The organism is Marinifilum sp., assembly GCF_965230805.1.
Lineage (GTDB): Bacteria > Bacteroidota > Bacteroidia > Bacteroidales > Marinifilaceae > Marinifilum.
In genome coordinates this window covers 699,870-724,689 of sequence record NZ_OZ246019.1, presented here as the reverse complement: position 1 = coordinate 724,689, position 24,820 = coordinate 699,870, and the positions used below count along the sequence as shown (strand labels likewise).

Below are 24,820 nucleotides of genomic sequence, written 5' to 3'. Positions count from 1 at the left end.
AATACTTTAATCGGGAAAGGAAACATTTTAATTTATAATCAGTATTAGAAAATATGAAATTTAGACCATATAATTAGTAAGAAAAACCATATTAACTAACTGCTGATCTTTATGAATTTGAAATGTATTATTCTCTTGGCATATTTATTTGTGTGTTCTACAAACCTACCTGCTCAAACTCTAATAGATGTTAGGAAATCTGAATTTGTGGATGGGAAGAAGGAAAGAAAAATCGGATACAAAAACATTACAACAGCTTTGGAGATTTTCCAAAAAGGTGACGGGTATTTACATAAAGTGATATCATTGTTGTTGGATGCCTATCAGGTAAATAGTGAAAATCCCGAATTGAATTATAATATTGGTGTTTGTTACTTGATATCAGGACCAAGAAACAAAGCATTGCCATTTTTACAGTCAGCTCAAAAGCTTCATCCGGATGTAAGTAAGGACATTCATTTCTTGTTAGGAATGGCGTATCAATACCTTAATCAATTTGATGACGCTATCGTACAGTATAAAATCAATATTGAATTAATTGGGCAAAATAAATTCCAAGACAAGCAGGATTTGATTCTTTTAAGTGAGAAAAAAATTGCCGAGTGCAAAAATGGTAAGAAATTACTGAACGCTAATTCAGATCTTCAGGTTGAATTACTTGGGGATAAAATTAACACTATCTATGATGAGTTCAATCCGATATCAAAAGGAGATGTAATTTATTTTAGTTCCAGACGAGGCGATGAGAAAAGTGCAAGATCATCGGTAGATCAGAAGTATTACGAAAAGATATTTAAGCTGAATAAGGAAAAGTCTTTAAGTAATATTTTTGTAAATACTCCCAATAAATCGAATGTTGGATTAATGTATACTAACAAAGACGATTATGTGATTTATTCCGGTGCCGTAGGGAATGGTGATGTTTATGATTTGAATGTTGATAAAAATAAATGGACAAAAGGCAGGGCGTTAAAATTCATTAATGAGAACAAATCCAGAGAAAGTTCGGTCTGTTTCTGTAATGATAATAAAGAGGTATATTTTGTAAGTGATAGAAAGGGAGGATTTGGAGAGTGTGATATCTATTATTCTCTTAAAAATGAATCGGGAAAGTGGTCTAAACCATTAAACCTTGGTGGAGAAATCAATACTGAATATGATGAAAGTGATGTTTTTGTAAGTGAGGATGCTTCAACATTATATTTTAGTTCCAAAGGGCACAATACAATGGGAGGTTACGATATCTTTAAATGTGTAAGAACAGAAGGTGGAGTATGGGGCAGACCTCAAAATATGGGCTTCCCAGTTAACAGTACCGATAATGATATTACCTACTTTGAAGATGAACAAGGTCGATTCTACTTTGCCTCAGAGAGATCGGGAGGAGCAGGAGGCTTTGATATCTACCGCGAAAAGGAAATACTTAAAAAAATGGAAGAGCCTGTTAGCTTGACAGGGCAAATAAGTATTCAAGAGGTTCCAAATGATTTGAAGAATGAAAAAATGCTTGCTCCCTTAAAGGCTAAGCCCAGAGTTATCTCTGATATTCCTGTAAAGAAACAGCCCGAACGAATTGAAGAAGTCAAAATGAAAAAGGAGTTGGTGCAAGAAGATTTTGTTTACAGGGTGCAGATTGCAGCATGCAAAAGAGAGATGGAGCCTACTGATTTATTTAAGCGATATAAAGGGGGAGATGTTATAGAGCACTTGTATGTAGAAGGTTGGCATAAGTATACGATTGGAGGCTTTGCAACATTCGAAGAGGCAGCTGAGCATCGCGATGCATGTGGGGTTTTTGATGCTTTTGTTGTGATATTTAAAGGAGGTTATCGCTTGGGAATTGCGAAGAAAACAGGGGGAGTAAAGTAATTTGTTGATTCAGTTGATATCTAAGAAAATTTTCTACATTTGCACTAACAATAACACATACATAATTCACTAAGTTTATTCTTTGGTAATTAATACAGACTCTGATTATTATTAGGGGTCTGGAATTGCCTTAAATACAAAATACAATGAAAAGAACAGCTTTCACTAGTTTTCATGAAGAACTAGGTGCAAAAATGGCACCATTTGCAGGCTATAATATGCCTATTGAATACACTGGAGTTAAAGATGAACACGTATGTGTTCGTGAAAAACTAGGTGTTTTTGATGTATCTCATATGGGAGAATTTTGGGTTAAAGGTCCTAAGGCTTTTAGCTTTGTCCAAAAACTTACAACAAATGATGTTGCAGCTTTATCTGACGGTAAAGTTCAATACAGCTGTTTCCCTAACGGAGGAGGTGGAATTGTAGATGATTTGTTGGTATACAGAATTGACGAAGAAACCTATCTTTTGGTAGTTAATGCTGCAAATATCGAAAAAGACTGGAACTGGTGTTGTAAGAATGCCGAAGAAATGGGATTGGAAGTAGGCAAGGAATTGTATAACGCTTCTGATGAAATTTGCCAGCTTGCAGTTCAAGGTCCATTGGCCCTTAAAGCGATGCAAAAAATTGTTGATGTTCCTATTGAAGATATGGAATATTATACTTTTAAGAAAGCTACCGTTGCAGGAATTGAAAACGCTATTTTGTCTACAACAGGTTATACAGGTTCTGGTGGGTGCGAAATTTATGTAGCCAATCAGGATGGTGAGAAACTTTGGAATGCTGTAATGGAAGCAGGAAAAGAGTTCGGTCTTCAGCCAATTGGATTAGCTGCCCGCGATACTTTAAGACTTGAAGTAGGTTTCTGTTTGTATGGAAATGATATCGATGATACTCACACTCCGATAGAAGCAGGTTTAGGTTGGATTACCAAATTTGTTGATGGAAATGATTTTATCGATCGTGATTTCTTCGAAAAACAAAAAGAAGAAAAACCAAAGCGCAGGTTAAAAGGTTTTGAGATGATTGATAGAGGTATTCCTCGTCAAGGTTATAAAATTGAAGATGCTGAAGGAAATGAAATTGGAGAAGTTACTTCTGGAACTATGGCGCCAATGGTTGATAAGGCAATTGGTATGGGATATGTAAAGGAAGGATTTTACAAAGCAGATACTGAAATCTTTATTCGTGTTCGTAAAAAAGCATTAAAAGCAAAAATTACTAAGATTCCTTTTTACAAAGGATAGTTTTTAATTTCGAGATATTAAACGGAAAGTTTTGGAACAAATGGCAAGACCCCGCAGATAGGTTCATTGATGATATTCAGGATTTCAAAGAGGATGGAATAGAAGCAACAATGTAATCTATAGCTTAAAAGAATTACTTTATTAATTGGAGTCAGGCTCCGGTTGAATCTCGTCCTTGGCTTAAGGATAAAACCGCACAACATAGAAGGAGATTATTTAAAACAATCCGGATAGTTTTATCGCTATCCGGATTTTTCGTGGGAGCCTCTCGTAGGTACCTACGACAGACCCTCGTAGGTACTTACGACAGGTCCTCGTAGGTACTTACGACAGACCCTCGTAGGTATTAAGGACAAGCGCTTGCAGGTATTAATCTTCTATGTTGAAAACCCAATTTAGTTATTGCAAAAGCCCCGTTAATTGGTACTTTTTACTTCAGAGTCATTGCCGGAAGGTTTTTTGGTAAATAACGTGAGTTCGAGGTAAAATTCGTTCACAGTTTGATCTGATTTTGAGTAGAAGTTTTATCAAATTTTGGAAGGAATATCGGGATATTTCAAGAAGATTTGAGGAAATTTATGAACACATAATGGAAAGTTCTCTTTACGACATCTTCACATTAAAAATTCCTCAAAATAGCCCGCTATTCTTTCCAAATTTTTAATGCAAATCTATCGCAAATATAACTTTCTGTGGATAGAATTTTACGTCGAACTCACGTTAAATAAGGTAATCCATTTTTTGGACACCCTCTTTTTTTGAAAGTAAAAAGAGAATTATAACATAAATTCTTACGATTGTTTCTCTTTTTTGTGAGCGGTTAGAGAGGTGAAATTGACAGTTTTTGTGCTTTCATGAGGTGATAAATCTCGTGTTGTCCTTTCAGAATGTATCTGGAATTGAAAATATTGCCATCAACTTGGTTAAATGAGAATAAAAATAAAATGATTTTTTGGGGTTAAATTGTTGTTTTTCAGGCTGTAATTATTAATCTATATGAAGGGGGTAGGAATGATTATTTTTTTGTTGAAAAACATAGAAATTAAGAACTAAAATCATTTCTAAATAAATTATTATTTGCAAATTTGCCTCAGGATATGGAATAACACAAAAAATTAAAACGTTTGAAAAATGAAAGTACACAACTTTTCTGCAGGCCCTTCAATCCTTCCAGATTTTACAGTAGATAAAACCGCTGAAGCGATCAAAAATTTTGCTGGTACAGGACTTTCTGTTATGGAAGTTTCTCACCGTAGCAAAGAATTTGTAGCTGTAATGGATGAGGCTCAAGCTTTGTTCAAGGAATTGTTAGATATTCCTGAAGGTTACTCAGTATTGTTCCTAGGTGGTGGTGCATCTACTCAATTCTGCATGATTCCTTATAACTTGATGGGAAAAAAAGCTGCTTACCTTAACACAGGTGCTTGGGCGAACAAAGCTCAGAAAGAAGCTAAATTATTTGGTGAAGTAGTTGAGGTTGCTTCTTCTAAGGATGCAGTTTACAACTTTATTCCAAAAGCTTATGAAATTCCTGCTGATGCAGATTATTTCCACATTACAACCAATAATACCATTTATGGTACCGAGATTAAAGAAGACATGGATATAAATGTTCCTTTGGTAGCTGATATGTCTTCGGATATCTTCTCTCGTCCGGTTGATGTATCCAAGTATGCACTGATTTATGGTGGTGCTCAAAAGAACCTTGCTCCTGCTGGTGTAACTTTTGTAATCGTAAAAGATGAACTTTTAGGTAAAGTTGATCGTCAGATTCCAACAATGTTGGATTATAGAACTCATATTGATAAAGGTTCAATGTTCAATACTCCTCCGGTAGTTCCAGTATTTGCTGCTCTTCAAACTTTGAAGTGGATCAAGGAACAAGGTGGTGTTTCTGCCATGCAGAAAATGAACGAAGAAAAAGCTGCGGTTCTTTATAATGAGATCGATCGCAACCCAATGTTTAAAGGTACTGTTGTTAACGAGGAAGATCGTTCTCTTATGAATATCTGTTTTGTGATGACTGATGAGTATAAAGAATTGGAAAAAGACTTCTTCGAATTCGCTACTTCTAAAGGCATGTCAGGTATTAAAGGTCACCGTTCAGTAGGTGGTTTCCGTGCTTCTACCTACAATGCATTGCCAAAAGCAAGTGTACAGGCATTGGTTGACTGCATGAAAGAATTTGAAGCGTTACACGTAAAATAATATAATTTTGATGAGCAGGAAGTTAATTCATCCTGCTTTTCGTCATTCAAATGCATGAGGAACGACTAAAGTGATTTTAAGCTAATAGCCAAAAACTAAAGGCTAAAAGCTGAGATTACTTCGATTTGGCTGGCAATGACATTTTATTTTTATAATTCTAAAATTTCAAATAAAATGACAAAAGTATTAATTGCAACCGAAAAGCCTTTTGCTCCTGCCGCCGTTAATGGTATCAGAGAAGTTGTAGAAGGCGCAGGTTACGAGTTGGCTTTGTTGGAATCTTATACTGATAAGGCTGACCTATTGGCTGCTGTAGCTGATGTGGATGCTATGATTATCCGAAGTGATAAAGCAACACGTGAAGTTGTTGAAGCTGCTAAAAATCTAAAGGTTATCGTTCGAGCAGGTGCCGGATACGATAATATCGACCTTGAAGCTTGTACTGAAAAAGGAATTGTAGCAATGAATACTCCAGGACAGAATTCAAACGCTGTTGCTGAGTTGGTGTTGGGAATGATGGTATTCATGGCAAGAAATGGATACAATGGTAAAGCTGGGGTAGAGTTAAGAGGGAAAAAAATCGGTATCCATGCTTATGGTAACGTTGGTCGTTACGTAGGCAAAATTGCTAAAGGTTTTGGTATGGAAGTGTATGCTTTCGATCCGTTTGTAGCTAAAGAAGCAATCGAAGCTGATGGTGTAAAAGTTGTTGAATCTGTAGAAGAATTATATAGCTCTTGTAGCTATATTTCTTTGCACATCCCTGCTAATGATAAAACTAAAAAATCAATTAACTATGACTTGTTGAACAAGATGCCAGAAGGGGGTATCCTTGTAAACACAGCTCGTAAAGAAGTAATTGATGAAGAAGGATTGATGAAATTGATGGATGATCGTAAAGATTTCGCATACATTTCTGATATCGCTCCTGATTGTAAAGATGAAATTGCTGCTAAATTTGATGGCCGCTTCTTCTTTACGCCTAAAAAGATGGGTGCACAAACTGCTGAAGCAAATATCAATGCTGGTATTGCCGGAGCAAATCAAATTGTGAACTGTATCGAAAAAGGAGATACTACTTTTAAGGTAAACTAAATCGTGATTTTGTGATTTAGTGAATTTGTAATATTGGAAAAGGACATGGAGAAACAATACCATTGTCTTTAAAATATCTTAAAACATCAAAAGGTTCTATTCGCGAATGTTTGGTGTGTTCTGAAATAGCATTTCAGCAAAATTATATTGATCAAGATCAGTATAATGAGGTTCGAAAAATATTGACTGACTTGTCTAAAATGGCATCTGGTTATAAGAAATATTTAGAGAGGAAGCTTAATGCAAAATAACTATATTACAAATTCACGAAATCACTCATTCACAAATACACAAAATTTAACAACACAACAAAAACATATTAACGATGGCTATAGTAAAACCATTCAGAGGCTTGCGCCCTACTCAAGATATCGCTAAAGATTTAGCATGTCTTCCATATGACGTAATGAATTCAGAAGAGGCTGCTCAAATGGCTGAAGGTAAAGATTGTTCTTTATTACACATTACAAGAGCAGAGATTGATTGTCCTGCAGGAACTGATGTTCACTCTGAAGAAGTGTATGAAAAATCAGTTTCAAACTTTAACTTGTGGCAAGAAAAAGGTTGGTTGAAGCAAGATGAAGAAGCTAAATTCTATATCTATGCTCAAACAATGGACGGACGTACTCAGTACGGTATCGTTGCTAATGCAGCTTGCGAAGATTACAAAACAGGTGTAATTAAAAAGCACGAGTTAACTCGTCCGGATAAAGAGGAAGATCGTATGATTCTTACTCGTTATACTAAAGCTAACCTGGAGCCAGTGTTCTTCTCGTACAAAGCAGTACCTGAAATCGATGCTATCGTTGAAAACATCGTTAAAAACGAAGAAGCTACTTACGATTTCGTTGCAGAAGATGGTTTCGGTCACCATTTCTGGCCAGTAAATGATGCAGCTACTAACAAAGAGTTGGAAGAATTATTCGCAACTAAAGTTCCTGCAACTTATGTAGCTGATGGTCACCACAGAACAGCAGCTGCTGCTCGTATTGGTGATGAGTTTGCTGCTAAGAACCCAAATCACACTGGAGATGAAGAGTACAACTACTTTATGGCTGTTCACTTCCCAGATAACCAATTGAAAATTATTGACTACAACCGTGTAGTGAAGGATTTGAACGGTATGACTGCTGAAGAATTCTTGGCTAAATTGGAAGCTACTTTCGAAGTAGAGTGTATGGGTGAAGAAATTTACAAGCCAGCTAAGCTTCACGAATTCTCTATGTATTTAGAAGGAAAGTGGTACAAAATGAACGCTAAAGAAGGAACTTACGATGATAAGGATCCAATTGGTGTTCTTGATGTAACGATCCTTTCTAACCACGTTCTTGATAATCTTCTTGATATCAAAGATCTTCGTACGACTACACGTGCTGAATTCGTTGGTGGTATCCGTGGATTAGGTGAATTAAAAAAGCGTGTTGACAGCGGTAATATGAAAGCTGCATTTGCATTGTATGCAGTATCTATGGCAATTGCTCAGCAGTTAATAGATATATCAGTTAATAGATATTGCTGATACAGGTAACATCATGCCTCCAAAAACTACTTGGTTCGAACCTAAGCTTCGTTCTGGTTTATTAATTCACAAATTAGACTAATACAAGTCAAAACATATATTTAGGAGAGGGATGCGAAAGCGTCCCTCTTTTTTTGTCCGTAATCGAAAGATACATGTGCGATATCGAACAAAGATGAAATTCTAATAAGTGACGTAAGAGGTGCAATATCAGAAGTATATCAATGGTGGCATCGGAATTGAAAAGTTTGGGTATAACCTAATCTATAGTGTGATGATTCTTAATTTTTTTAAGGTTGCATTCCGCAACATGATGAAGTATAAGCAGTATTCGTTTATTAATGTTGTTGGTCTCGCCATCGGGCTTGCATGTGTCTTTCTAATTTATCTCTTTGTTAAGGATGAGTTGAGTTACGACAAGTTCTATAAGAATTCTGAAGACATCTATCGAGTTGCGGTTAAAATAAAAATGGGAGAAAGAGGATTTGTTGGTAATACTATTTGTGCACCTTTTTCCCCAACTGCACAAGCTGATTTTCCAGAAGTAAAATATGCAGTGAGAACACATTTTAGAAATAATGTGCTTTTTGCTTATGAGGAGAAGCAGTTTGTAGAAGATAAGCTCTTAAAAACAGATTCTACTTTTTTTCAAGTATTTGATAGGCCATTTATCTATGGGGATCCACAGACAGCTCTGCATGGGTCGAGAAACATTGTGCTTACCGAAACAACTGCGAAGAAGTATTTCGGCGAAATCAATCCGCTTGGCAAAATACTAAGAATGGGCGAAGAAAACCTTTATACAGTTACAGGTGTTGTTGAGGATCTTCCATTAAATTCTCATTTTCATTATAATTTAGTGTGTAACAATACCATAAGTCCGGAAGATGAAGATAATTGGTTTAGCGATTACATGCAGGCATATTTTTTATTAGAGCCAGGAAGCGATTATAAAGAGTTGGAGTCAAAGTTTTCAGGCTTTCTGCTAAAATATATGGGACCGAAACTAAAAAGTGTTCTTGGGATTGATTTTAATGAATGGAAAAAAATGGGCAATGAATTCAATTACTATTTGGAACCGTTGGAAAGGATCTATCTGTATTCAAACACAGATGGTCAGATAGAGCCTATTAGCGATATCAAGTATGTATACATTTTTTCTGCGATTGCATTTTTTATACTTCTTTTGGCTTGTGTGAACTTTTTAAATCTAACTACTGCAAGATCCTTTACCAGGGCCAATGAAGTTGGAGTGCGAAAAGTCTTTGGAAGTAGCAGGGAAATGCTAATGCTGCAATTCTATGCGGAAACATTTATCATGACCATTTTTGCAGGTATTCTTTCCTACTTCTTAATTGAAATGATGTTGCCTTCGTTTAATATGATTGCTAAAAAGCAATTGTCATCAGCATTACTTTGGCAACCGCAATATATGTTTTTTGTTGCTGCCGTAATCTTTTTTGTGGTTCTATTCTCCGGAACATATACAGCTTTGTCCTTGTCAGGATTTAGGGTGATGAGCGTACTAAAGGGTGAAGTCCGAAAAGGAAAGCTTGGTAAAAAGATTCGAGCCTCATTGGTGGTTTTTCAGTTTACCGTTGCCATTGGTATTTTAGTATCTGCCTTTGTAATTAAGGAACAAGTTGATTTTATGCAGACCAAGAAACTTGGCTTCGAAAAAGAAAGAGTACTGGTTGTTGACAGGGCTTACACATTCGATGCAGATGAGAAAGAAACAATCAAGGAAATACTTTTTAAATATTCAGGTGTTAAGAATGTTTCATTCTCAGGAATGGTTCCTGGAAGAGGAACAAATGGTTATTCGATGTACAGCGAGGGAGCGAGTAATGAAGATATGATCAATTTTAGGCTGATGCATGTGGATGAGAATTTTATTGATTTACTTAACCTTAAAGTAAAGGCTGGAAGAAATTTTGATAGAAGCAGGCTGGCTGATACCTCTGTATTTATTGCAAACGAAGCAGCTATACATGCATTAGGTTATGCCGATCGTCCTATTGGAAGATATGTTTATCGACCCAGCTTTTCCGAAAATGAGAGAACGCCAATAGAAATTGTCGGCGTTGTAAAAAACTTCCATTTTGAATCGATGAGAGATAAGATTCTTCCAATGTTTTTGACTTATACTCCAAATTACAATCAAAGGTATATGTTGGTAAAACTAAAGCCCGATAATGTGATGGAGGGGATGAAACTGGTAAAAAAGACTTGGATGAAAATGACCAAAGGCGAACCTTTTGAGTACTTCTTTCTGGATGAAGATTTCAATACCTTGTTTAAGGGAGAACTAAGAGTGGCTAATATCTTAACATCCTTTACCGTTTTGGCTTTTATTATTGCAATGTTAGGATTATTAGGTTTGGTTTCCTTCGAAATGCAACAAAGAGTAAAGGAAATTGGAATTAGAAAAGTACTGGGCAGTACAGAGATGAATTTGGTTGTACTCTTGAGTAAAAATTTATGCATGAATGTCATTCTTGCGAATCTAATTGCTTGGCCAATTAGCTTTTATGCAATGCACAAGTGGTTGTCTAATTTTATTTACCGAATAGATTTTCCATGGTACTACTTTCTGGTAGCTTTGTTGTTGTCTTTAGTTCTGGCAATCGTAACCGTTAGTGGACATTCGGTAAAAGTAGCCAATACAAATCCTATTAAATCATTGCGTTACGAATAGTATAAATACTTAAAAAGAAATGAATTGTACTTTTTTAACCAATCGGTTAAAAAAGTACAAAAAACTTTTATAAGTATGTATTAATGTTCTATATTTGCATTAACCATTTGGTTAAACCTAATGGTTAGTTTTATGCGATGGTATAAATGATTAAAATGTAAGTATGAGAGAGAAATCAGAAGAAACACAAAAGCAAATCCTTGAGGCTGCAAAAAAAATATTTGCAAGCAAAGGATTGGCAGGTGCAAGAATGCAGGAAATTGCTGATGAAGCTGGAATGAATAAGGCTTTACTTCACTACTATTATCGGAATAAAGAAAAACTTTTTGAACAGGTTTTTGAAGGTGCAATTCATAAGCTGTTGAGACCAGTAGCGTTTTTTTTGGCAGATGATTCGGAGCTGTTTACAAAAATTAGGGATCTTTGTCATCATTACTATACAGTTTTAAATGAATATCCGTTTATTCCAATTTTCGTTTTAAACGAAGCTAGTGCCAATCCCGATCGCTTTCTGCGTTTGATGAAATTTGAAGGCATTGTTGAAGCGAAAGAAAAAACCAGGGTACAGGTCGAACAATCCATTCGGGATGGCATAATAAGACCGATTGATCCCAGGGAATTACTTTGGAATATCTTGAGTTTATGCATATTCCCTATTATCAGCCGTCCGATAGCCGGTGAACTATTGTATGCCAACGAAGATGTGTCTGAAGTCTTAAAACATCGAGCTGATAATGTTGCTGATTTTGTTATTCAATCCATTAAAATGTAGTCAGGATGAAGATGATAGTATACAAAAGTTGTGCATCGCTCCTGATTTATTTTGCTTTTATCACTTTGGGTTTTGGGCAGCAAAGCCAACTGAGTTTAGAGCAAATTCATGAGGAAGTACAACAAAATTATCCTTTGATTAAGGGCAAAGATGTATTGATTAAAAAGTCGGGATTAAATATTGAGAATCTCAGAACTGATTTTCTGCCAAAACTTTATGCAAATGGTAAAATGAGTTACCAATCAGATGTAATTACTAGTCCGCTTTCTGGATCAGGTTCATTTGGAACTCCTAAAGATCAGTTTTCTCTGAATTTGGATGTTGAACAGTTAATTTACAACGGAGAGCGGACAAAAAGTAGAATCAAGTTGGAGCAACTTTCTACAGACATTGAAGTAATTGATCTGGAAGTTAGGATGTATGAACTTCGAAAGACTGTGAATGATGCCTTTTTTACCGTGCTGTTATTAAGGCAAAGTCATCTGGTTTTATTAGAGAAAAGAAAAAGTGTAGATGCCAGGTTAATGCAGGTTCATTCTGCTGTTAAAAATGGTGTTATAGCTGCTTTTAATGCCAAGGTTTTAGAGTCTGAATTGCTTTCCATCGATCAGCAGATCAATGAAATTAAATTTGTTGAAAGGACTGGTTTGGAAACGCTTGCAGAGTTGATGGGAAGAGCGGATGAATTTAAAATTACAGATCCTTTTACTAAAGAAGAGGTGGATTTGTTTGTTGCACAGAATGAAATCCCAGAAGATAGACCTGAATATAAATGGTATAAAGGTCAAAATTTGCTGCTGGATGAAAAGATAAAAATCACAAAGAAGGACAGGCTTCCAGTGATTACCGCATTTGGACAACTAGGATACGGTCAACCTGGTTACAATCAGTTAAACGACAATTTTGATAGTTATTATATGCTTGGAGCAAAATTGAGTTGGAATATTTTTGATTGGAAATCAAGTAAACGAAGCCAGAGAAAATATCAATTTCAGAAAGATTTGGTAGCAACTCAGTTATCAAGCTTCCGGAAAATTCAAAAAGTTGAGCTCAGAAAGGAAATCAATAACATATCAAAATTTAAAATTCTACTTGAGCAGGATGATGCGATCATAAGTCTTCAGGAGGAAGTTACACAAAGTTCTTCTTCACGGCTTGATAATGGTGTAATCACCTCAAGTGATTATTTGGAAGATTTAAACAAAGAGATACAGGCCAAATTGAATAGAAAATATCATGAAATTCAGTTGAGCCAGGCTATCAGTGAGTACAAAAGAATTTTAGGCATAACAAAATCAAAAATCTGAGCAAAATGAAATATTTAAATATAGTACTGGTAATGGTTCTTGCAATCTTATTTATTGCCTGTGGAAATGGGAATCATCAATCTGATGCCTATGGTAATTTTGAGGCCGTTGATTATATTATTTCGGCTGAAAATGCAGGTAAAATAATGGCAATGAAAATTATTGAAGGGGAAGAGTTTACAGAGTCTACTATGGTTGGATATATCGATACGATTCAACTTCATTTGCAGAAAGAACAACTAAAAGCCCAACGAAAGGCAACTGCATCAGGCATTCAAAATATTTTATCAAGAATTGAGGTGTACCAGGAGCAAATATCGATCTTAAAAAAGGATAAAAAACGAATTGACCAGATGTTTGCTGATGGTGCAGTTTCGACAAAAGAGTTGGACGATATCAATGGAAATATACAGGTGGTAGAAAAGCAGATTAAATCTGTTCAAACCGAGAATGCTAAGGTTTTGGGGAATTTGGAGAGTCTGGATAATCAAATAAAATCCTTAAAGGATTTTATTGAAAAGAGTAAAATTATTGTTCCTAAAGCTGCAACAGTATTGGAAAAATACAGAGAGCCATACGAAATGGTAAATGTTGGAACTCCTTTGTTTAAACTTGCCGATTTAAGAATTATGGATCTTAGGGTTTATGTTAGTGGAGATCAGTTGCCTATGCTTGAAATAGGACAAAGTGTTGATGTGATTATCGACAAAAATAAAACAGATAACGAAAGTATGAGAGGAATGGTATCCTGGATTTCTTCGCAGTCGGAGTTTACACCTAAAATTATTCAAACCAAAGAAGAACGCGTAAAGTTGGTTTATGCAGTTAAAATTAGAGTTATTAATGACGGACGCCTAAAAATTGGCATGCCAGGTGAAATTAAATTGTAAAGCTATGGAGGCTGGTATTCAAATCAATAACTTGTCGAAATCTTACTATGAGGTTCAAGCTCTTAAAAATATCACTTTAGATATAAAATCAGGAGAATTATTCGGAATTATTGGTCCTGATGGAGCAGGGAAGACTACACTTTTTAGATTGCTGGCAACCTTATTGTTGCCCGACTCGGGAAATATCATTCTTTGTGAAACCGATGTTGTAAAAAAGTACAAAATGATCAGGAAGCTTCTGGGGTATATGCCTGGGAAATTCTCACTCTATCAAGACCTTAGTGTGATTGAAAATTTGGAATTTTTTGCGAGCGTTTTTAATACGCATATCGAGGATAATATGGATATGATTCATGACATATGGATGCAAATAGAACCTTTTAAAGATAGGCTTGCAGGAAAGCTTTCGGGAGGAATGAAGCAGAAGTTGGCACTATGCTGCGCCTTAATTCATCAGCCCAAAGTTCTTTTGCTGGATGAGCCTACAACGGGAGTTGATGCAGTTTCGAGGAATGAATTCTGGCAGATGTTGAAAAATTTAAAATCGAAAGGGATTACTATTGTGGTGGCAACACCTTATATGGATGAAGCCAATATGTGCGAAAGGGTTGCCTTGATTAAAGATGGTGAAATATTGCAAGTAAATACACCATCTCAAATTGTGGATCAGTTTGGAAAAGATCTGTATGCCGTAAAAAGTGATGATAACTATCAAAGCTTGTTGGATTTAAGAGAATTTGAGTTTACAGGATCTGTTTTTTTATTCGGACAAAGTTTACACTATACCGATCTGCGAAATGATTTTTCAATAACAGAAATCGAAAAATATCTTAAAAGTAAAGGACGATTGCAATTAGAGACAAAGAAGATTAAACCTGGGATTGAGGACTGTTTTATGAGATTAAGTGTAAAAAGCGAAGAGTATGAATAGGAATGTGAAAGTGATTCGGGTGAGAAACCTCTGCAAGAAATTTGGGGAGTTTACTGCCAATAATAACTTGTCCTTCGAAGTATCAAGAGGTGAGATATTTGGATTTTTGGGAGCCAATGGAGCAGGAAAAACAACAGCTATAAAAATACTTTGTGGCTTGTCCTATCCTAGTTCGGGTGAGATAAGTGTTGCTGGTTTTGATGTTTACAAAGAGCGCGAGCAGTTGAAAAGGAATATCGGATACATGAGCCAGAAGTTCTCACTCTACGAAGATCTGACTGTATTTGAAAATATTCGATTCTATGGTGGAATATATGGTCTGTCGAAAGAGGAAATCAATACAAAAGCTAAGACCCTGCTAGATCAGCTTGACTTGCAGCACTCACGAAATAAACGCATCAGTTCACTTCCGCTTGGATGGAAACAAAAGCTCGCATTTTCGGTTGCCATTTTTCACAATCCTGAAATCGTATTTCTCGATGAACCTACCGGAGGCGTGGATCCAGTAACCAGAAGACAGTTTTGGGATTTAATTTATGAGGCTTCAAGAGCTGGAATTACCATTTTCGTAACTACACACTATATGGATGAAGCTGAATATTGTGACAGGGTTTCGATAATGGTCGATGGTAGAATTGAAGCCTTGGACACACCAAGCAAATTGAAAGAACAATTTAAAGCTTCGGATATGGATGAGGTATTTTTGAGTTTGGCCAGAAAGGCTAAAAATGTGGAGTAGATTAAATATAAAAAAGAATGAATCGATTTTTCGGATTTTTAAAAAAGGAATTCTATCATATTTTCCGCGATAAGCGATCTATGCTGATTCTCTTTGGAATGCCCATTGTACAGATCATGCTTTTTGGATATGTAATTAATACAGATCTGAAAGATGTAAAAATGGCGGTGCTGGATCATTCAAAGGATGAATATACTGCTGAAATAATCAATAAGATTAAGTCATCGGGCTATTTTCAACTGAGCGATAATCTACAGGATTTGGATCAGGCAGATGTCTTTTTTAGAAGAGGGGAAGTGAAATTGATTTTGGTTTTTGAACCTGATTTTGGTAAAAACCTGATCAAAAAATCAAAAGCAAATGTGCAAATTCTAACTGACGCTTCAGATCCCAATACAGCTAATTTGGAGGTGAACTATCTACAGGGAGTTCTGCAAAATTACAATGTGGAAATTAACAAAGGACGGCACTTGCCATTTTCGGTTCAGCTAAAGTCGAGAATGTATTTTAACTCTAACCTTGAGAGTGTGTTCATGTTTATTCCCGGGATTATGGCTACCATTTTAATGTTGGTGTCGGCCATGATGACATCCATATCCATAGCAAGGGAAAAGGAATTGGGAACCATGGAAATTTTATTGGTATCGCCATTAAATCCTTTGCAAATTATTTTGGGTAAGGTAACGCCATATCTGGCTTTATCATTTATCAATGCTCTAATGATTATTGGTATGGGATATTTTGTTTTTGATGTGCCAATTCTGGGGAGTTTTGTTCTGCTAATGGCCGAAAGCATTCTGTTCATATTTCTGGCTTTATCTATAGGGATCTTTATATCTACCGTTGCTAAAAGTCAGCAAGTTGCCATGATGCTTTCCATGTTTGTGCTAATGTTGCCAACAGTTATTTTGTCGGGATTTATATTTCCCATTCGAAATATGCCGATGTTATTGCAGATCATTAGTTATATCATTCCACCAAAGTATTTCATAGTGATTTTAAAGAACATCATGCTAAAGGGTGTCGGCTTTGAATATGTTTGGAAGGAAACCTTGGTTTTGTTTTCAATGACTATTGGCTTTATCATTCTAAGCCTTAAGAAGTTTAAACTTAGGTTACAATAAAAGAAGAAGTTTATGATGAGGATACTAAAACACCTGTTACAAAAAGAATTTTTACAGATTTTTCGCAACAAAAGCATGTTGCCCATCATTTTTGTAATGCCCATTGTTCAGCTTTGTATTTTGTCGTTTGCAGCAACTTATGACATGAAGAATACAAATTTATATGTTGTAGATAAGGATCTTTCGACTCATTCACGACAATTGATTTCAAAATTCAATGGATCTCCATTCTTTACAATTAAGGAAATTGATTTCTCGGTGGAAGAGGCAGAGAAAGAGTTGTATAAAGATCAGGTTGATGCCATTCTTGTTTTTGACAAGGGATTTGGTGAGAAAATAGATCTTAAAAAGAACTCCAGTATTCAGGTCTTGGTCAATGCCATAAATGCAAGCTCTGCGGGATTGTATAATGCCTACATAAACTCAGTAATTCAGGATTACAATTCAAAAATTATTACTGATCTGCAAGTTTTGGTTGCAGATGCTTCCGCACTACTTGTTCAATCCACCTACTTGCATCAGTACAACCCCGAAATGAAATATATTCCTTATATGCTACCAGGACTTTTGGTATTGCTGGTTACAGTGGTAGGTTTGTTTCTGTCGGCAATGAACGTGGTACGAGAGAAGGAAATTGGAACCATTGAGCAGATCCATGTTACTCCGGTTAGAAAGTCTCAGTTTTTAATGGCTAAGCTGATACCTTTTTTGGTAATCGGTTTATTTGAACTGGCAATTGGTTTGTACATAGCTACATATGTCTTTAAAATCCCGTTTTTAGGTTCGGTTGGGCTTATTTTCCTGGTAGCATTTGTGTATTTAATTGGTATTTTAGGTTTGGGATTGTTGATTTCGACCCAAACTAGTACACAACAGCAAGCCATGTTTATAGCTTGGTTTTTTGTGGTAATATTTCTGCTTATGAGTGGCTTGTTTACGCCAGTAGAGAGTATGCCAGACTGGGGACAAAAGTTGAACTATTTTAATCCGATAGCCTATTTCATTAAGATCATTCGTATGATTTTACTTAAAGGATCTGGCTTTATGGATATCGCAAAAGATGTACTCATTTTGGGAGTGTTTGCAATTGCCTCTATTGGTATTGCGGTAAATCGATACAGAAAAGTAGCATAATAAGGATGGAATGCTCCAGATCATTTGCCGATTTATAGAGAGCTTTTATCTATTTTTGCTGAATAAAATATAGCATTTCAATTTACTTTGAGAAAAACCTAGTTCTAATGTCTGATAATTACTTAAAGTCGATTTATGATTCTGGCTGGAGAATAATAATCATTCTTGTGGTATTACTACAGGTGGGATTAATACCTTTGGATTTCCTTTTTAATTTGAGAAGTCTGAGTTGGTACAAAACGCTTGATTTAATTATATCTTTACTGTTTTTTTTGGATTTAATCATCAATATCACAAGATACAAGGGCATAAAATGCCATTCTAAGCTAAAGGATGTATACTGGGATACCTATGAGTCTTGGAAATATTTTATTGCAGATGTATTGGCAATTTTGCCATATGCAGTTTTGTTCTCGCATCCATGGTTTCAATTGTTTCGCTGGTTCAAATGGGTAAGGGTAATTCGAACGGCTCGATATTTTCAGATCAGAAACCTTCGCTTTGCCTCAAGAATCTCATTTTGGTTCATGATTTTAGGATTCTTTCTTTTTACACATTGGCTGTCGTGTATCTGGATTTGGATTCATGGATTGGAGCAGGATTTATCCAACACCGATAATTATGTGCAGGCCTTGTATTGGGTTGTAACCACCTTAACATCGGTTGGATATGGTGATATTGTTCCGCATGGCAATCTGGAAATGCTATTTACCATATTGCTTCAAATATTGGGTGTAGGAGTACTGGCACTATTTGTGGCTTCCCTAGTTGGTATCTTTACAAAAAAGAATCCCGCAGAACAGAGATTTTTAGAAAATATAGAGAAGCTTCGTGCTTTGATACATTACCATAAAATCCCAAAGAATTTGGAGGAGAGAATTAGCAATTATTATACTTATGAATGGAAAGAGAAGCTTGGATATGATGAAACGGAATTAATGGATTCTTTGCCAATAAAGTTAAAAAATGATTTGCTATTTGAGTTTAAAAAAAGTGCAATTCAAGATATTCCACTGTTTGATTCTGTTGATGATCATTTTATTAGAGAAATTGCTCAATATCTTAGTCCAATGGTGTTAACTCCCGGCGACTATCTGTTTAGAGCCGGAGATTTGGCCAATTCAATGTTTTTTGTTCAAAAAGGGACTTTACAAGCATTATCAGCTGATGAAACTAAACAGTTAACGATTCTAAAGAAAGGTGATTTTATGGGTGAAATAGCCTTATTTAAAAATACTACGAGAACCGCTACGGTACAGTCGATAGGCTATTCCGATTTATATGAGTTACAGAAAAAAGAGTTCGATAAAGTTCTGGAAAAAGTATCCGGACATAGCTTACAAATTAAGATTAAAATCTCAATCAAGAGAAGAAAGATATATCTAACCAGAAATTAAAATTTAGCACCATGTATCTTTTTCATGATCATTCTAGTGAATCGCTGCATCCCGAATTTCTTCGCATTGAACGCAAGAGAGTAGGTATTATTTTGGGTCTTTTTATCTTTAGTTCGTTACTACTGCCGGTGCTGCATTATTTGGCTCCTAATCTATTGCGTAACTTTTTAAATAAGAGTCAATTTGTTGGGGGGCTGGTTTTTTGGTGGTTGTTGTTCTGTGTTTTCGAATTACTAGTATATTTTCGATTGACGTATGCAATACAAAACAATATTAAAGTACCCAAATGGATTTTGATTTTAAATATTTTGTTTGAGTTTGGTTTACCTGCTATTGTGCTGTATCATGCAGTTAAGTACGATTATTCTTTACTAATATTGGAATACGATGGACTGTTGTTTTATTTTTTGCTTCTCATGTTATCGGCAATGCATCTAGAGTTTAAAGTTTCGGCAGGTGCAGGTTTGCTTGCTGGCCTTGGCTATTTTCTGGTATCATTTTGGGGAATTGAATACCTTCAACCAAAAGATGATATTGTGCAGCTGAAGGAAATATATGCCATGCGAAGTTTTGGCTTGTTTGCAGCAGGATTGGTGGCAGGTGTAGTAGCAAGCGAAATTAAAAAAAGGGTAAAGAATTACTTGAGCAGTATCGAAGAGCAGAAAGAGATTGAATCCTTGCTTGGGCAGCAATTGTCGAAAGATGTTGCCAATGAGTTGATTGTGCATCGTAATGAAAAGGTTGGACACAAGGTAGTTGGATCAATTATGTTTTTAGATATCCGAAACTTTACTGTCTTGGCTGATCATCAAAGTCCGGAAGAAACCATAGCATTTCAAAATGCAATTTTCGATCCGTTAATAAGAATTATCGAGAAGCATAATGGCATCATTCACCAGATATTGGGAGATGGATTTATGGCATCATTTGGAATTGCTGTAAAGAATGAGAAACATGCCAAAGACTCTTTAAATGCAGGTCTGGAAATTATCGATGTTATAAACAATTTGCCTACCGATAGCAATGGAGGAACCACAAGAATTGGAATAGGCTTGCATTCAGGCGAAGTAATTACAGGAAACATTGGCAATGAAATAAGAAAGCAGTTTTCAATTGCTGGTAAGAATGTTATCATGGCATCACGAATCGAACAACTAAACAAAAATTTTAAAACACAATTTCTGGTTAGTAGCCAATTTGTGGAGATGCTTAATTGTAAAGGATGTTTTAAGGATTTAGGAGAAGTTAAGCTGAAAGGTTTTGATGATGAAATACAAATTTACCAAGTGAAAGAAAATTGCTCATGTTCCCAAGAGTAAATAACGTGAGTTCGATGTAAAATTCTATCCACAGAAAGTTATATTTGCGATAGATTTGCATTAAAAATTTGGAAAGAATAGCGGGCTATTGTGAGGAATTTTTAATGTGAAGATGTCGTAAAGAGAACTTTCCATTATGTGTTTGCCTGCTTTCGGCATAAATTTCCTCAAATCTTCTTGAAATATCCCGATATTCCTTCGAAAATTTGAGAAAATTTCTACTCAAAATCAGATCAAACTGTGAACGAATTTTACGTCGAACTCACGTTAAATATTACTTATTTTATGCTAATACTGATATTACTACTGATTTTTAATTGCTATATTTACGGCGGCTTAATAAGTGAATGTTTGATTATTGTATGCAAAAGTGCATTCATTTGTGATAAATGAATAAAATGCCTTAGATTCTTAATTGATTCTAATTTAGAATGGAATTTAAAGAAATTATAAACATTTTTGTAGCGAATTAAGTAGAAAAGAACATGTTAGCTTGTGGTTGAATGGGTTGTGAGCTTGGAAGAGCATGTTGAAAGAATTTTTAGTGAATGGTAATAAGAAGAATATTTTCTTTCCTAATTGTGTTGCTTCTGGTCTTTTTCGATCGGAATTTTAGTTTCTCCAAACAAGGAATCGAGGCTGTGGCCTTCGATAGTAGCATCGAGGCAGTATCACACAGAATATCAAATAATTTATCTGATTGTGTTGAAATGGAGCGTGCTGAGCGCTTAATCAATAGATTTTTAAAGAAATGGGAGGTGGCTGGTGCAACTCTTGCTGTTGTAAAAGATCAAAAGCTACTTTATGCCAAAGGTTTTGGTTATGCCGATCTTGAAAAAGGAATTAAGGTTGAGCCTTCGCATATTTTTAGAATTGCAAGTGTATCAAAACTGATTACTGCCACTGCAATTATGAAACTGCAAGAAGAAGGGAAACTGCAATTGGATGATTATGTATTTGGTGAACATGGAATCTTAAATGATTCAATTTATTCCAATATAAAGGATAGACGAACAAAAAGAATTACTGTTGAGCATTTGTTAAGACATACTGCAGGATATACTAGTAAGTACGGCGATCCTATGTTCTTGCCATTGGCCATTGCAAAAAAAATGAAGCTTGATCCACCAATCTCGGCCGAAACGACCATTCAATTTGCTTTATCAAGAAGATTGCATTTTACGCCCGGAAGTAGAGGAGCTTATTCCAACTTGGGATATGTGATATTGGAAAAGGTAGTGGAAAAAGTGTCGGGTCAAGACTATGAAGAGTATGTAAAGAATCAGGTTCTGAATCCGGCTGGAATCTTTGATATGCATCTTGGGAAAAGCCTTGAGAAAGACCATTATGCCAACGAGGTGAAGTATTACGAACAGTCGAATGCAATTAAAGTATCTGCTTTTGATGGCTCAGGAAAAACAGTTTTTAAATCGAATGGTGGAAACAATATCGAAGCATTAGGTGGTGCTGGAGCTTGGGTAGCTTCTGCTGCCGAGTTAATGAAATTTCTTTTGGCAATAGATGGAGATGACAGATATCCCGATATATTAAGCAAGAAAAGCATTTCTGATATGACTGCGCCAAACAAAAATGGTTTTAGTCCGATTGGTTGGAAAGGAACCAGAACAAATACTTGGTGGAGAACAGGTTCATTGGCAGGTTCTTCGGCTTTAATGAAACACCAAGTTGGAGGATATAGTTTTGTGATTGTTACAAACTCATCTACCTGGCGAGGATCGGATTTTACAAAAGACCTAAGTGTTTTAATGAGGCGAGTGCTACGATCGGTAAAAGAATGGCCAGACCGTGATTTGTTTAATCATTTTGAAGCCCGGCCAGATCGAATGGCTTTAAAAAAATTACCTACATATGAAGATTGGAGCTGATTAATAAAATCAGCTTTTTTTATATCATACATGCAATAAACAAGAAGTATTTGTAAGGAATTGCTTTTAAATTGTAACTTAAAATCAAATTTAATTGTAAATTTGCACGCATAATTAGTGTAAAACCTATTAATTTCTAATTTGACTTGTTGGTTTTGCACTCCATAAATTACAACTGAAACACTAATATACTATTTAACGAATGGAAACTCGCAGAATCTTAGCAATTAACCCGGGATCTACATCTACAAAAATTGCTGTATTTCAAGGTGATAAATCGGTTTTCTTGAAAAATATCAAGCATAGCGCAGAAGAATTGGCAGAATTCAATTTAATTACAGAGCAATTCGAATTTCGTAAGAATATTATCATGAAAGAAATGGTTGACGCAGAAATTCAAATTGATCTAATTGAAGCTGTAGTTGGCCGTGGTGGCTTGGTAAAGCCAATTGAATCTGGTATTTATGAAGTTAATGATCGTTTGAAAGAAGATCTTAGAGTAGGTATTCTTGGAGAGCATGCCAGTAATTTAGGAGGATTGATTGCAGATAACATAGCACAATCCTTACCCAAAGCAAAGGCGTATATTGCCGATCCTGTTGTGGTTGACGAAATGATTGAAGTAGCCAGAGTATCAGGTCATCCTGATTTTCAAAGAGTATCCATTTTTCATGCATTAAATCAAAAAGCAATTGGACGTGCATTTGCTCAGTCTATCGATAAAAAATACGAAGATATCAATATCATTGTAGCACACTTGGGCGGCGGTATTTCTGTAGGTGCTCACCTTAAAGGAAAAGTTGTGGATGTTAACAATGCATTAGATGGAGAAGGGCCATTCTCGCCAGAACGCTCGGGGACTTTGCCAACAGGAGCATTGGCTAAAATGTGTTTTAGCGGAGACTATACTCTCGATGATATCAAAAAGAAAATCAAAGGAGAAGGAGGATTGGTTGCTCATTTGGGTACCAACGATGCTTACCAGGTGGAGTTGAAAGCCAAAGATGGCGATGCCAAGGCTAAATTGATACAAGATGCAATGTCGTATCAGGTTGCAAAATCGATTGGCGAAATGGCTACAGTTCTAAAAGGAGAGGTGGAAGGCATCTTGTTAACAGGTGGTATTGCTCACAATCCTGATTTGGTGAATTACATTAAAGATATGGTTTCGTTTATCGCTCCGGTGGTGGTTTACCCTGGCGAGGATGAAATGAAAGCACTTGCAATGAATGGATATATGGTTCTTAGAAACGAAATAGAACCAAAAGAGTACGTATAAATCTTATTATACATAGCATTTAGATAGCCTTCGGTATTTGCGAAGGCTTTTTTGTGTTTAAGCGCAAATGAAAACGAAAGGATTTCCCAAATTATTTTGAATTGGTGAAGTAACAGTATTACCAGTGAAATAAGCCTCCTCCCTTTTGTGCTGTTGAGTTTATTCTTTGTTAAAAATATTGCCGTAGCTAATGAAATGATTCCATTTTTTTACCTTGACTCAACTCAAAATCAGTGCAAACTATATCAATATTTTTAGTTGAACTTAGGTAATTACCTGCTTCATTACAAGATTGGTACATCAAACACTTTGCATAGTGTAGTGTTAAAGCACGCAACTACTCATAGTGCAGAACATTGTGCGTTACAATTCTAATAAACCTTAGTATTGATTTAATAATACGCTAATCTTTACTTGTAAAGGTTTATTGATCTTCAAAACAAAAGTGAGTTAATAGAATAAAAAATCATATATTTCACCTTAGTCGGAAAAGTGGAAGAACTGAATCTACAATTTTGAGGAATAAAGAAACGGAAAATTAAGGAGCTATTTTTTGATCATATATCAAAGACAGTAAATTGATCAATTTAAAGTTGCAGCCAATTTATAAATCCTAAAAAACTGAATTAAAATGAAGATTAAAATCTTAACTATGGTTTTTCTTAGTTTCCTGATTATATCTTGTAATCATGGAAAAAAATCGAATGATAATGTTGAAATGAATAAAGAAAGTGATATGAAAAAACAAGGCAATACTTCACTTAAGTTGAAATTGGAGGAGATAAAAACAGCCTTTGCACTTAAAGCGGACGACCACATAAAAAGAGCTTACAAGGAAGGCATAGAATCGGTTGAAAAAACCGGGATCGAAAGCACAGCGAAACAGGTAGGTGACAAAGCACCTGATTTTACCTTAAACAATGCCTTGGGAGAGCCTGTGAATTTATCGGACTACTTAAAAAAGGGGAAAGTTGTGTTGACTTGGTATCGTGGTAACTGGTGTCCTTATTGCAATTTAACACTTCATGCATTGCAGGAAGAATTATCAAATTTTAAAGCACATGGGGCCAATTTAATCGCTTTAACACCCGAATTGCCTGATGAATCGATTAGTACTTCGGAAAAGCAAAATTTACAGTTCGAAGTTTTAAGTGATGTCGGAAATAAAGTTGCCAAAGAGTATGGTATTGTTTTTCAACTTACACAAGAAGTAGCAGAAATGTACAATCAAGCATTTAAACTAAATGATCATAACGGAGATCAATCTAATGAACTTCCATTAGCTGCAACCTATATAATTAACCAAAAAGGTGAAATTGTATATGCTTTTTTGGATGCAGACTATCGAAATAGAGCTGAGCCTTCTGAATTAACCAATTTCTTAAAGAATCATTAAATAAGAT

Annotated in this window: 19 protein-coding genes; all 19 read left to right on the top strand. The window is 35.6% G+C overall.

What is annotated here, in order from left to right:
• Positions 1-111 precede the first annotated feature (111 nt).
• Positions 112-1,869, top strand: coding sequence for a hypothetical protein (locus ACO05S_RS02740; protein WP_421920019.1), 1,758 nt, complete (start codon positions 112-114; stop codon positions 1,867-1,869).
• 146 nt (positions 1,870-2,015) lie between these two features.
• A complete protein-coding gene (gcvT, locus tag ACO05S_RS02735; protein ID WP_421920018.1) occupies positions 2,016-3,119 on the top strand; it encodes a glycine cleavage system aminomethyltransferase GcvT in 1,104 nt (367 codons plus the stop codon).
• A gap of 1,131 nt (positions 3,120-4,250) precedes the next feature.
• A complete protein-coding gene (serC, locus tag ACO05S_RS02730) occupies positions 4,251-5,327 on the top strand; it encodes a 3-phosphoserine/phosphohydroxythreonine transaminase (RefSeq protein WP_421920017.1) in 1,077 nt (358 codons plus the stop codon).
• A 174-nt stretch (positions 5,328-5,501) separates the two neighbouring features.
• On the top strand, positions 5,502-6,422 hold the full coding sequence (locus ACO05S_RS02725) for a 3-phosphoglycerate dehydrogenase (protein WP_421920016.1): 921 nt from the start codon (positions 5,502-5,504) through the stop codon (positions 6,420-6,422).
• 62 nt (positions 6,423-6,484) lie between these two features.
• Entirely contained in the window at positions 6,485-6,673 is a 189-nt protein-coding gene (locus ACO05S_RS02720) for a four helix bundle protein (RefSeq protein WP_421920015.1), read from the top strand.
• A gap of 74 nt (positions 6,674-6,747) precedes the next feature.
• The gene (locus ACO05S_RS02715; RefSeq protein WP_421920014.1) at positions 6,748-7,941 is read left to right on the top strand and encodes a DUF1015 domain-containing protein; all 1,194 of its coding nucleotides are present in this window, start codon (positions 6,748-6,750) and stop codon (positions 7,939-7,941) included.
• 274 nt (positions 7,942-8,215) lie between these two features.
• Entirely contained in the window at positions 8,216-10,639 is a 2,424-nt protein-coding gene (locus ACO05S_RS02710; protein WP_421920013.1) for an ABC transporter permease, read from the top strand.
• A 163-nt stretch (positions 10,640-10,802) separates the two neighbouring features.
• Positions 10,803-11,411, top strand: coding sequence for a TetR/AcrR family transcriptional regulator (locus tag ACO05S_RS02705; protein ID WP_421920012.1), 609 nt, complete (start codon positions 10,803-10,805; stop codon positions 11,409-11,411).
• A 5-nt stretch (positions 11,412-11,416) separates the two neighbouring features.
• Positions 11,417-12,718: a TolC family protein gene (locus ACO05S_RS02700; RefSeq protein WP_421920011.1), complete on the top strand. Its 1,302-nt coding sequence runs from the start codon at positions 11,417-11,419 to the stop codon at positions 12,716-12,718.
• Positions 12,719-12,723: 5 nt separating this feature from the next.
• Complete coding sequence (locus ACO05S_RS02695) at positions 12,724-13,608, top strand: HlyD family secretion protein (RefSeq protein ID WP_421920010.1); 885 nt, start codon at positions 12,724-12,726, stop codon at positions 13,606-13,608.
• A complete protein-coding gene (locus ACO05S_RS02690) occupies positions 13,592-14,539 on the top strand; it encodes an ABC transporter ATP-binding protein (protein ID WP_421920009.1) in 948 nt (315 codons plus the stop codon). Before ACO05S_RS02695 ends, ACO05S_RS02690 begins: the two co-directional genes overlap by 17 nt.
• Positions 14,532-15,278, top strand: coding sequence for an ABC transporter ATP-binding protein (locus tag ACO05S_RS02685; RefSeq protein ID WP_421920008.1), 747 nt, complete (start codon positions 14,532-14,534; stop codon positions 15,276-15,278). Before ACO05S_RS02690 ends, ACO05S_RS02685 begins: the two co-directional genes overlap by 8 nt.
• Before the next feature lie 17 nt (positions 15,279-15,295).
• The gene (locus ACO05S_RS02680) at positions 15,296-16,402 is read left to right on the top strand and encodes an ABC transporter permease (protein ID WP_421920007.1); all 1,107 of its coding nucleotides are present in this window, start codon (positions 15,296-15,298) and stop codon (positions 16,400-16,402) included.
• A 12-nt stretch (positions 16,403-16,414) separates the two neighbouring features.
• Entirely contained in the window at positions 16,415-17,536 is a 1,122-nt protein-coding gene (locus ACO05S_RS02675; protein WP_421920006.1) for an ABC transporter permease, read from the top strand.
• A gap of 107 nt (positions 17,537-17,643) precedes the next feature.
• On the top strand, positions 17,644-18,933 hold the full coding sequence (locus ACO05S_RS02670; RefSeq protein WP_421920005.1) for a cyclic nucleotide-gated ion channel: 1,290 nt from the start codon (positions 17,644-17,646) through the stop codon (positions 18,931-18,933).
• Positions 18,934-18,944: 11 nt separating this feature from the next.
• Positions 18,945-20,252 (top strand): adenylate/guanylate cyclase domain-containing protein, encoded by a 1,308-nt coding sequence (locus ACO05S_RS02665; RefSeq protein ID WP_421920004.1) that lies wholly within the window; start codon positions 18,945-18,947, stop codon positions 20,250-20,252.
• Between the two features lie 548 nt (positions 20,253-20,800).
• Positions 20,801-22,138: a serine hydrolase domain-containing protein gene (locus ACO05S_RS02660; protein ID WP_421920003.1), complete on the top strand. Its 1,338-nt coding sequence runs from the start codon at positions 20,801-20,803 to the stop codon at positions 22,136-22,138.
• A 202-nt stretch (positions 22,139-22,340) separates the two neighbouring features.
• Positions 22,341-23,417: a butyrate kinase gene (gene buk / locus ACO05S_RS02655; protein WP_421920002.1), complete on the top strand. Its 1,077-nt coding sequence runs from the start codon at positions 22,341-22,343 to the stop codon at positions 23,415-23,417.
• Between the two features lie 631 nt (positions 23,418-24,048).
• The gene (locus ACO05S_RS02650; protein ID WP_421920001.1) at positions 24,049-24,813 is read left to right on the top strand and encodes a peroxiredoxin-like family protein; all 765 of its coding nucleotides are present in this window, start codon (positions 24,049-24,051) and stop codon (positions 24,811-24,813) included.
• Positions 24,814-24,820: the final 7 nt, after the last annotated feature.

Coding starts and splice junctions, on each gene's coding strand:
- ACO05S_RS02740 (WP_421920019.1), top strand. CDS start 112: ATGAATTTGAAATGTATTATTCTCTTGGCATATTTATTTGTGTGTTCT.
- gcvT (WP_421920018.1), top strand. CDS start 2,016: ATGAAAAGAACAGCTTTCACTAGTTTTCATGAAGAACTAGGTGCAAAA.
- serC (WP_421920017.1), top strand. CDS start 4,251: ATGAAAGTACACAACTTTTCTGCAGGCCCTTCAATCCTTCCAGATTTT.
- ACO05S_RS02725 (WP_421920016.1), top strand. CDS start 5,502: ATGACAAAAGTATTAATTGCAACCGAAAAGCCTTTTGCTCCTGCCGCC.
- ACO05S_RS02715 (WP_421920014.1), top strand. CDS start 6,748: ATGGCTATAGTAAAACCATTCAGAGGCTTGCGCCCTACTCAAGATATC.
- ACO05S_RS02710 (WP_421920013.1), top strand. CDS start 8,216: ATGATTCTTAATTTTTTTAAGGTTGCATTCCGCAACATGATGAAGTAT.
- ACO05S_RS02705 (WP_421920012.1), top strand. CDS start 10,803: ATGAGAGAGAAATCAGAAGAAACACAAAAGCAAATCCTTGAGGCTGCA.
- ACO05S_RS02700 (WP_421920011.1), top strand. CDS start 11,417: ATGAAGATGATAGTATACAAAAGTTGTGCATCGCTCCTGATTTATTTT.
- ACO05S_RS02695 (WP_421920010.1), top strand. CDS start 12,724: ATGAAATATTTAAATATAGTACTGGTAATGGTTCTTGCAATCTTATTT.
- ACO05S_RS02685 (WP_421920008.1), top strand. CDS start 14,532: ATGAATAGGAATGTGAAAGTGATTCGGGTGAGAAACCTCTGCAAGAAA.
- ACO05S_RS02680 (WP_421920007.1), top strand. CDS start 15,296: ATGAATCGATTTTTCGGATTTTTAAAAAAGGAATTCTATCATATTTTC.
- ACO05S_RS02675 (WP_421920006.1), top strand. CDS start 16,415: ATGATGAGGATACTAAAACACCTGTTACAAAAAGAATTTTTACAGATT.
- ACO05S_RS02670 (WP_421920005.1), top strand. CDS start 17,644: ATGTCTGATAATTACTTAAAGTCGATTTATGATTCTGGCTGGAGAATA.
- ACO05S_RS02665 (WP_421920004.1), top strand. CDS start 18,945: ATGTATCTTTTTCATGATCATTCTAGTGAATCGCTGCATCCCGAATTT.
- ACO05S_RS02660 (WP_421920003.1), top strand. CDS start 20,801: ATGGTAATAAGAAGAATATTTTCTTTCCTAATTGTGTTGCTTCTGGTC.
- buk (WP_421920002.1), top strand. CDS start 22,341: ATGGAAACTCGCAGAATCTTAGCAATTAACCCGGGATCTACATCTACA.
- ACO05S_RS02650 (WP_421920001.1), top strand. CDS start 24,049: ATGAAGATTAAAATCTTAACTATGGTTTTTCTTAGTTTCCTGATTATA.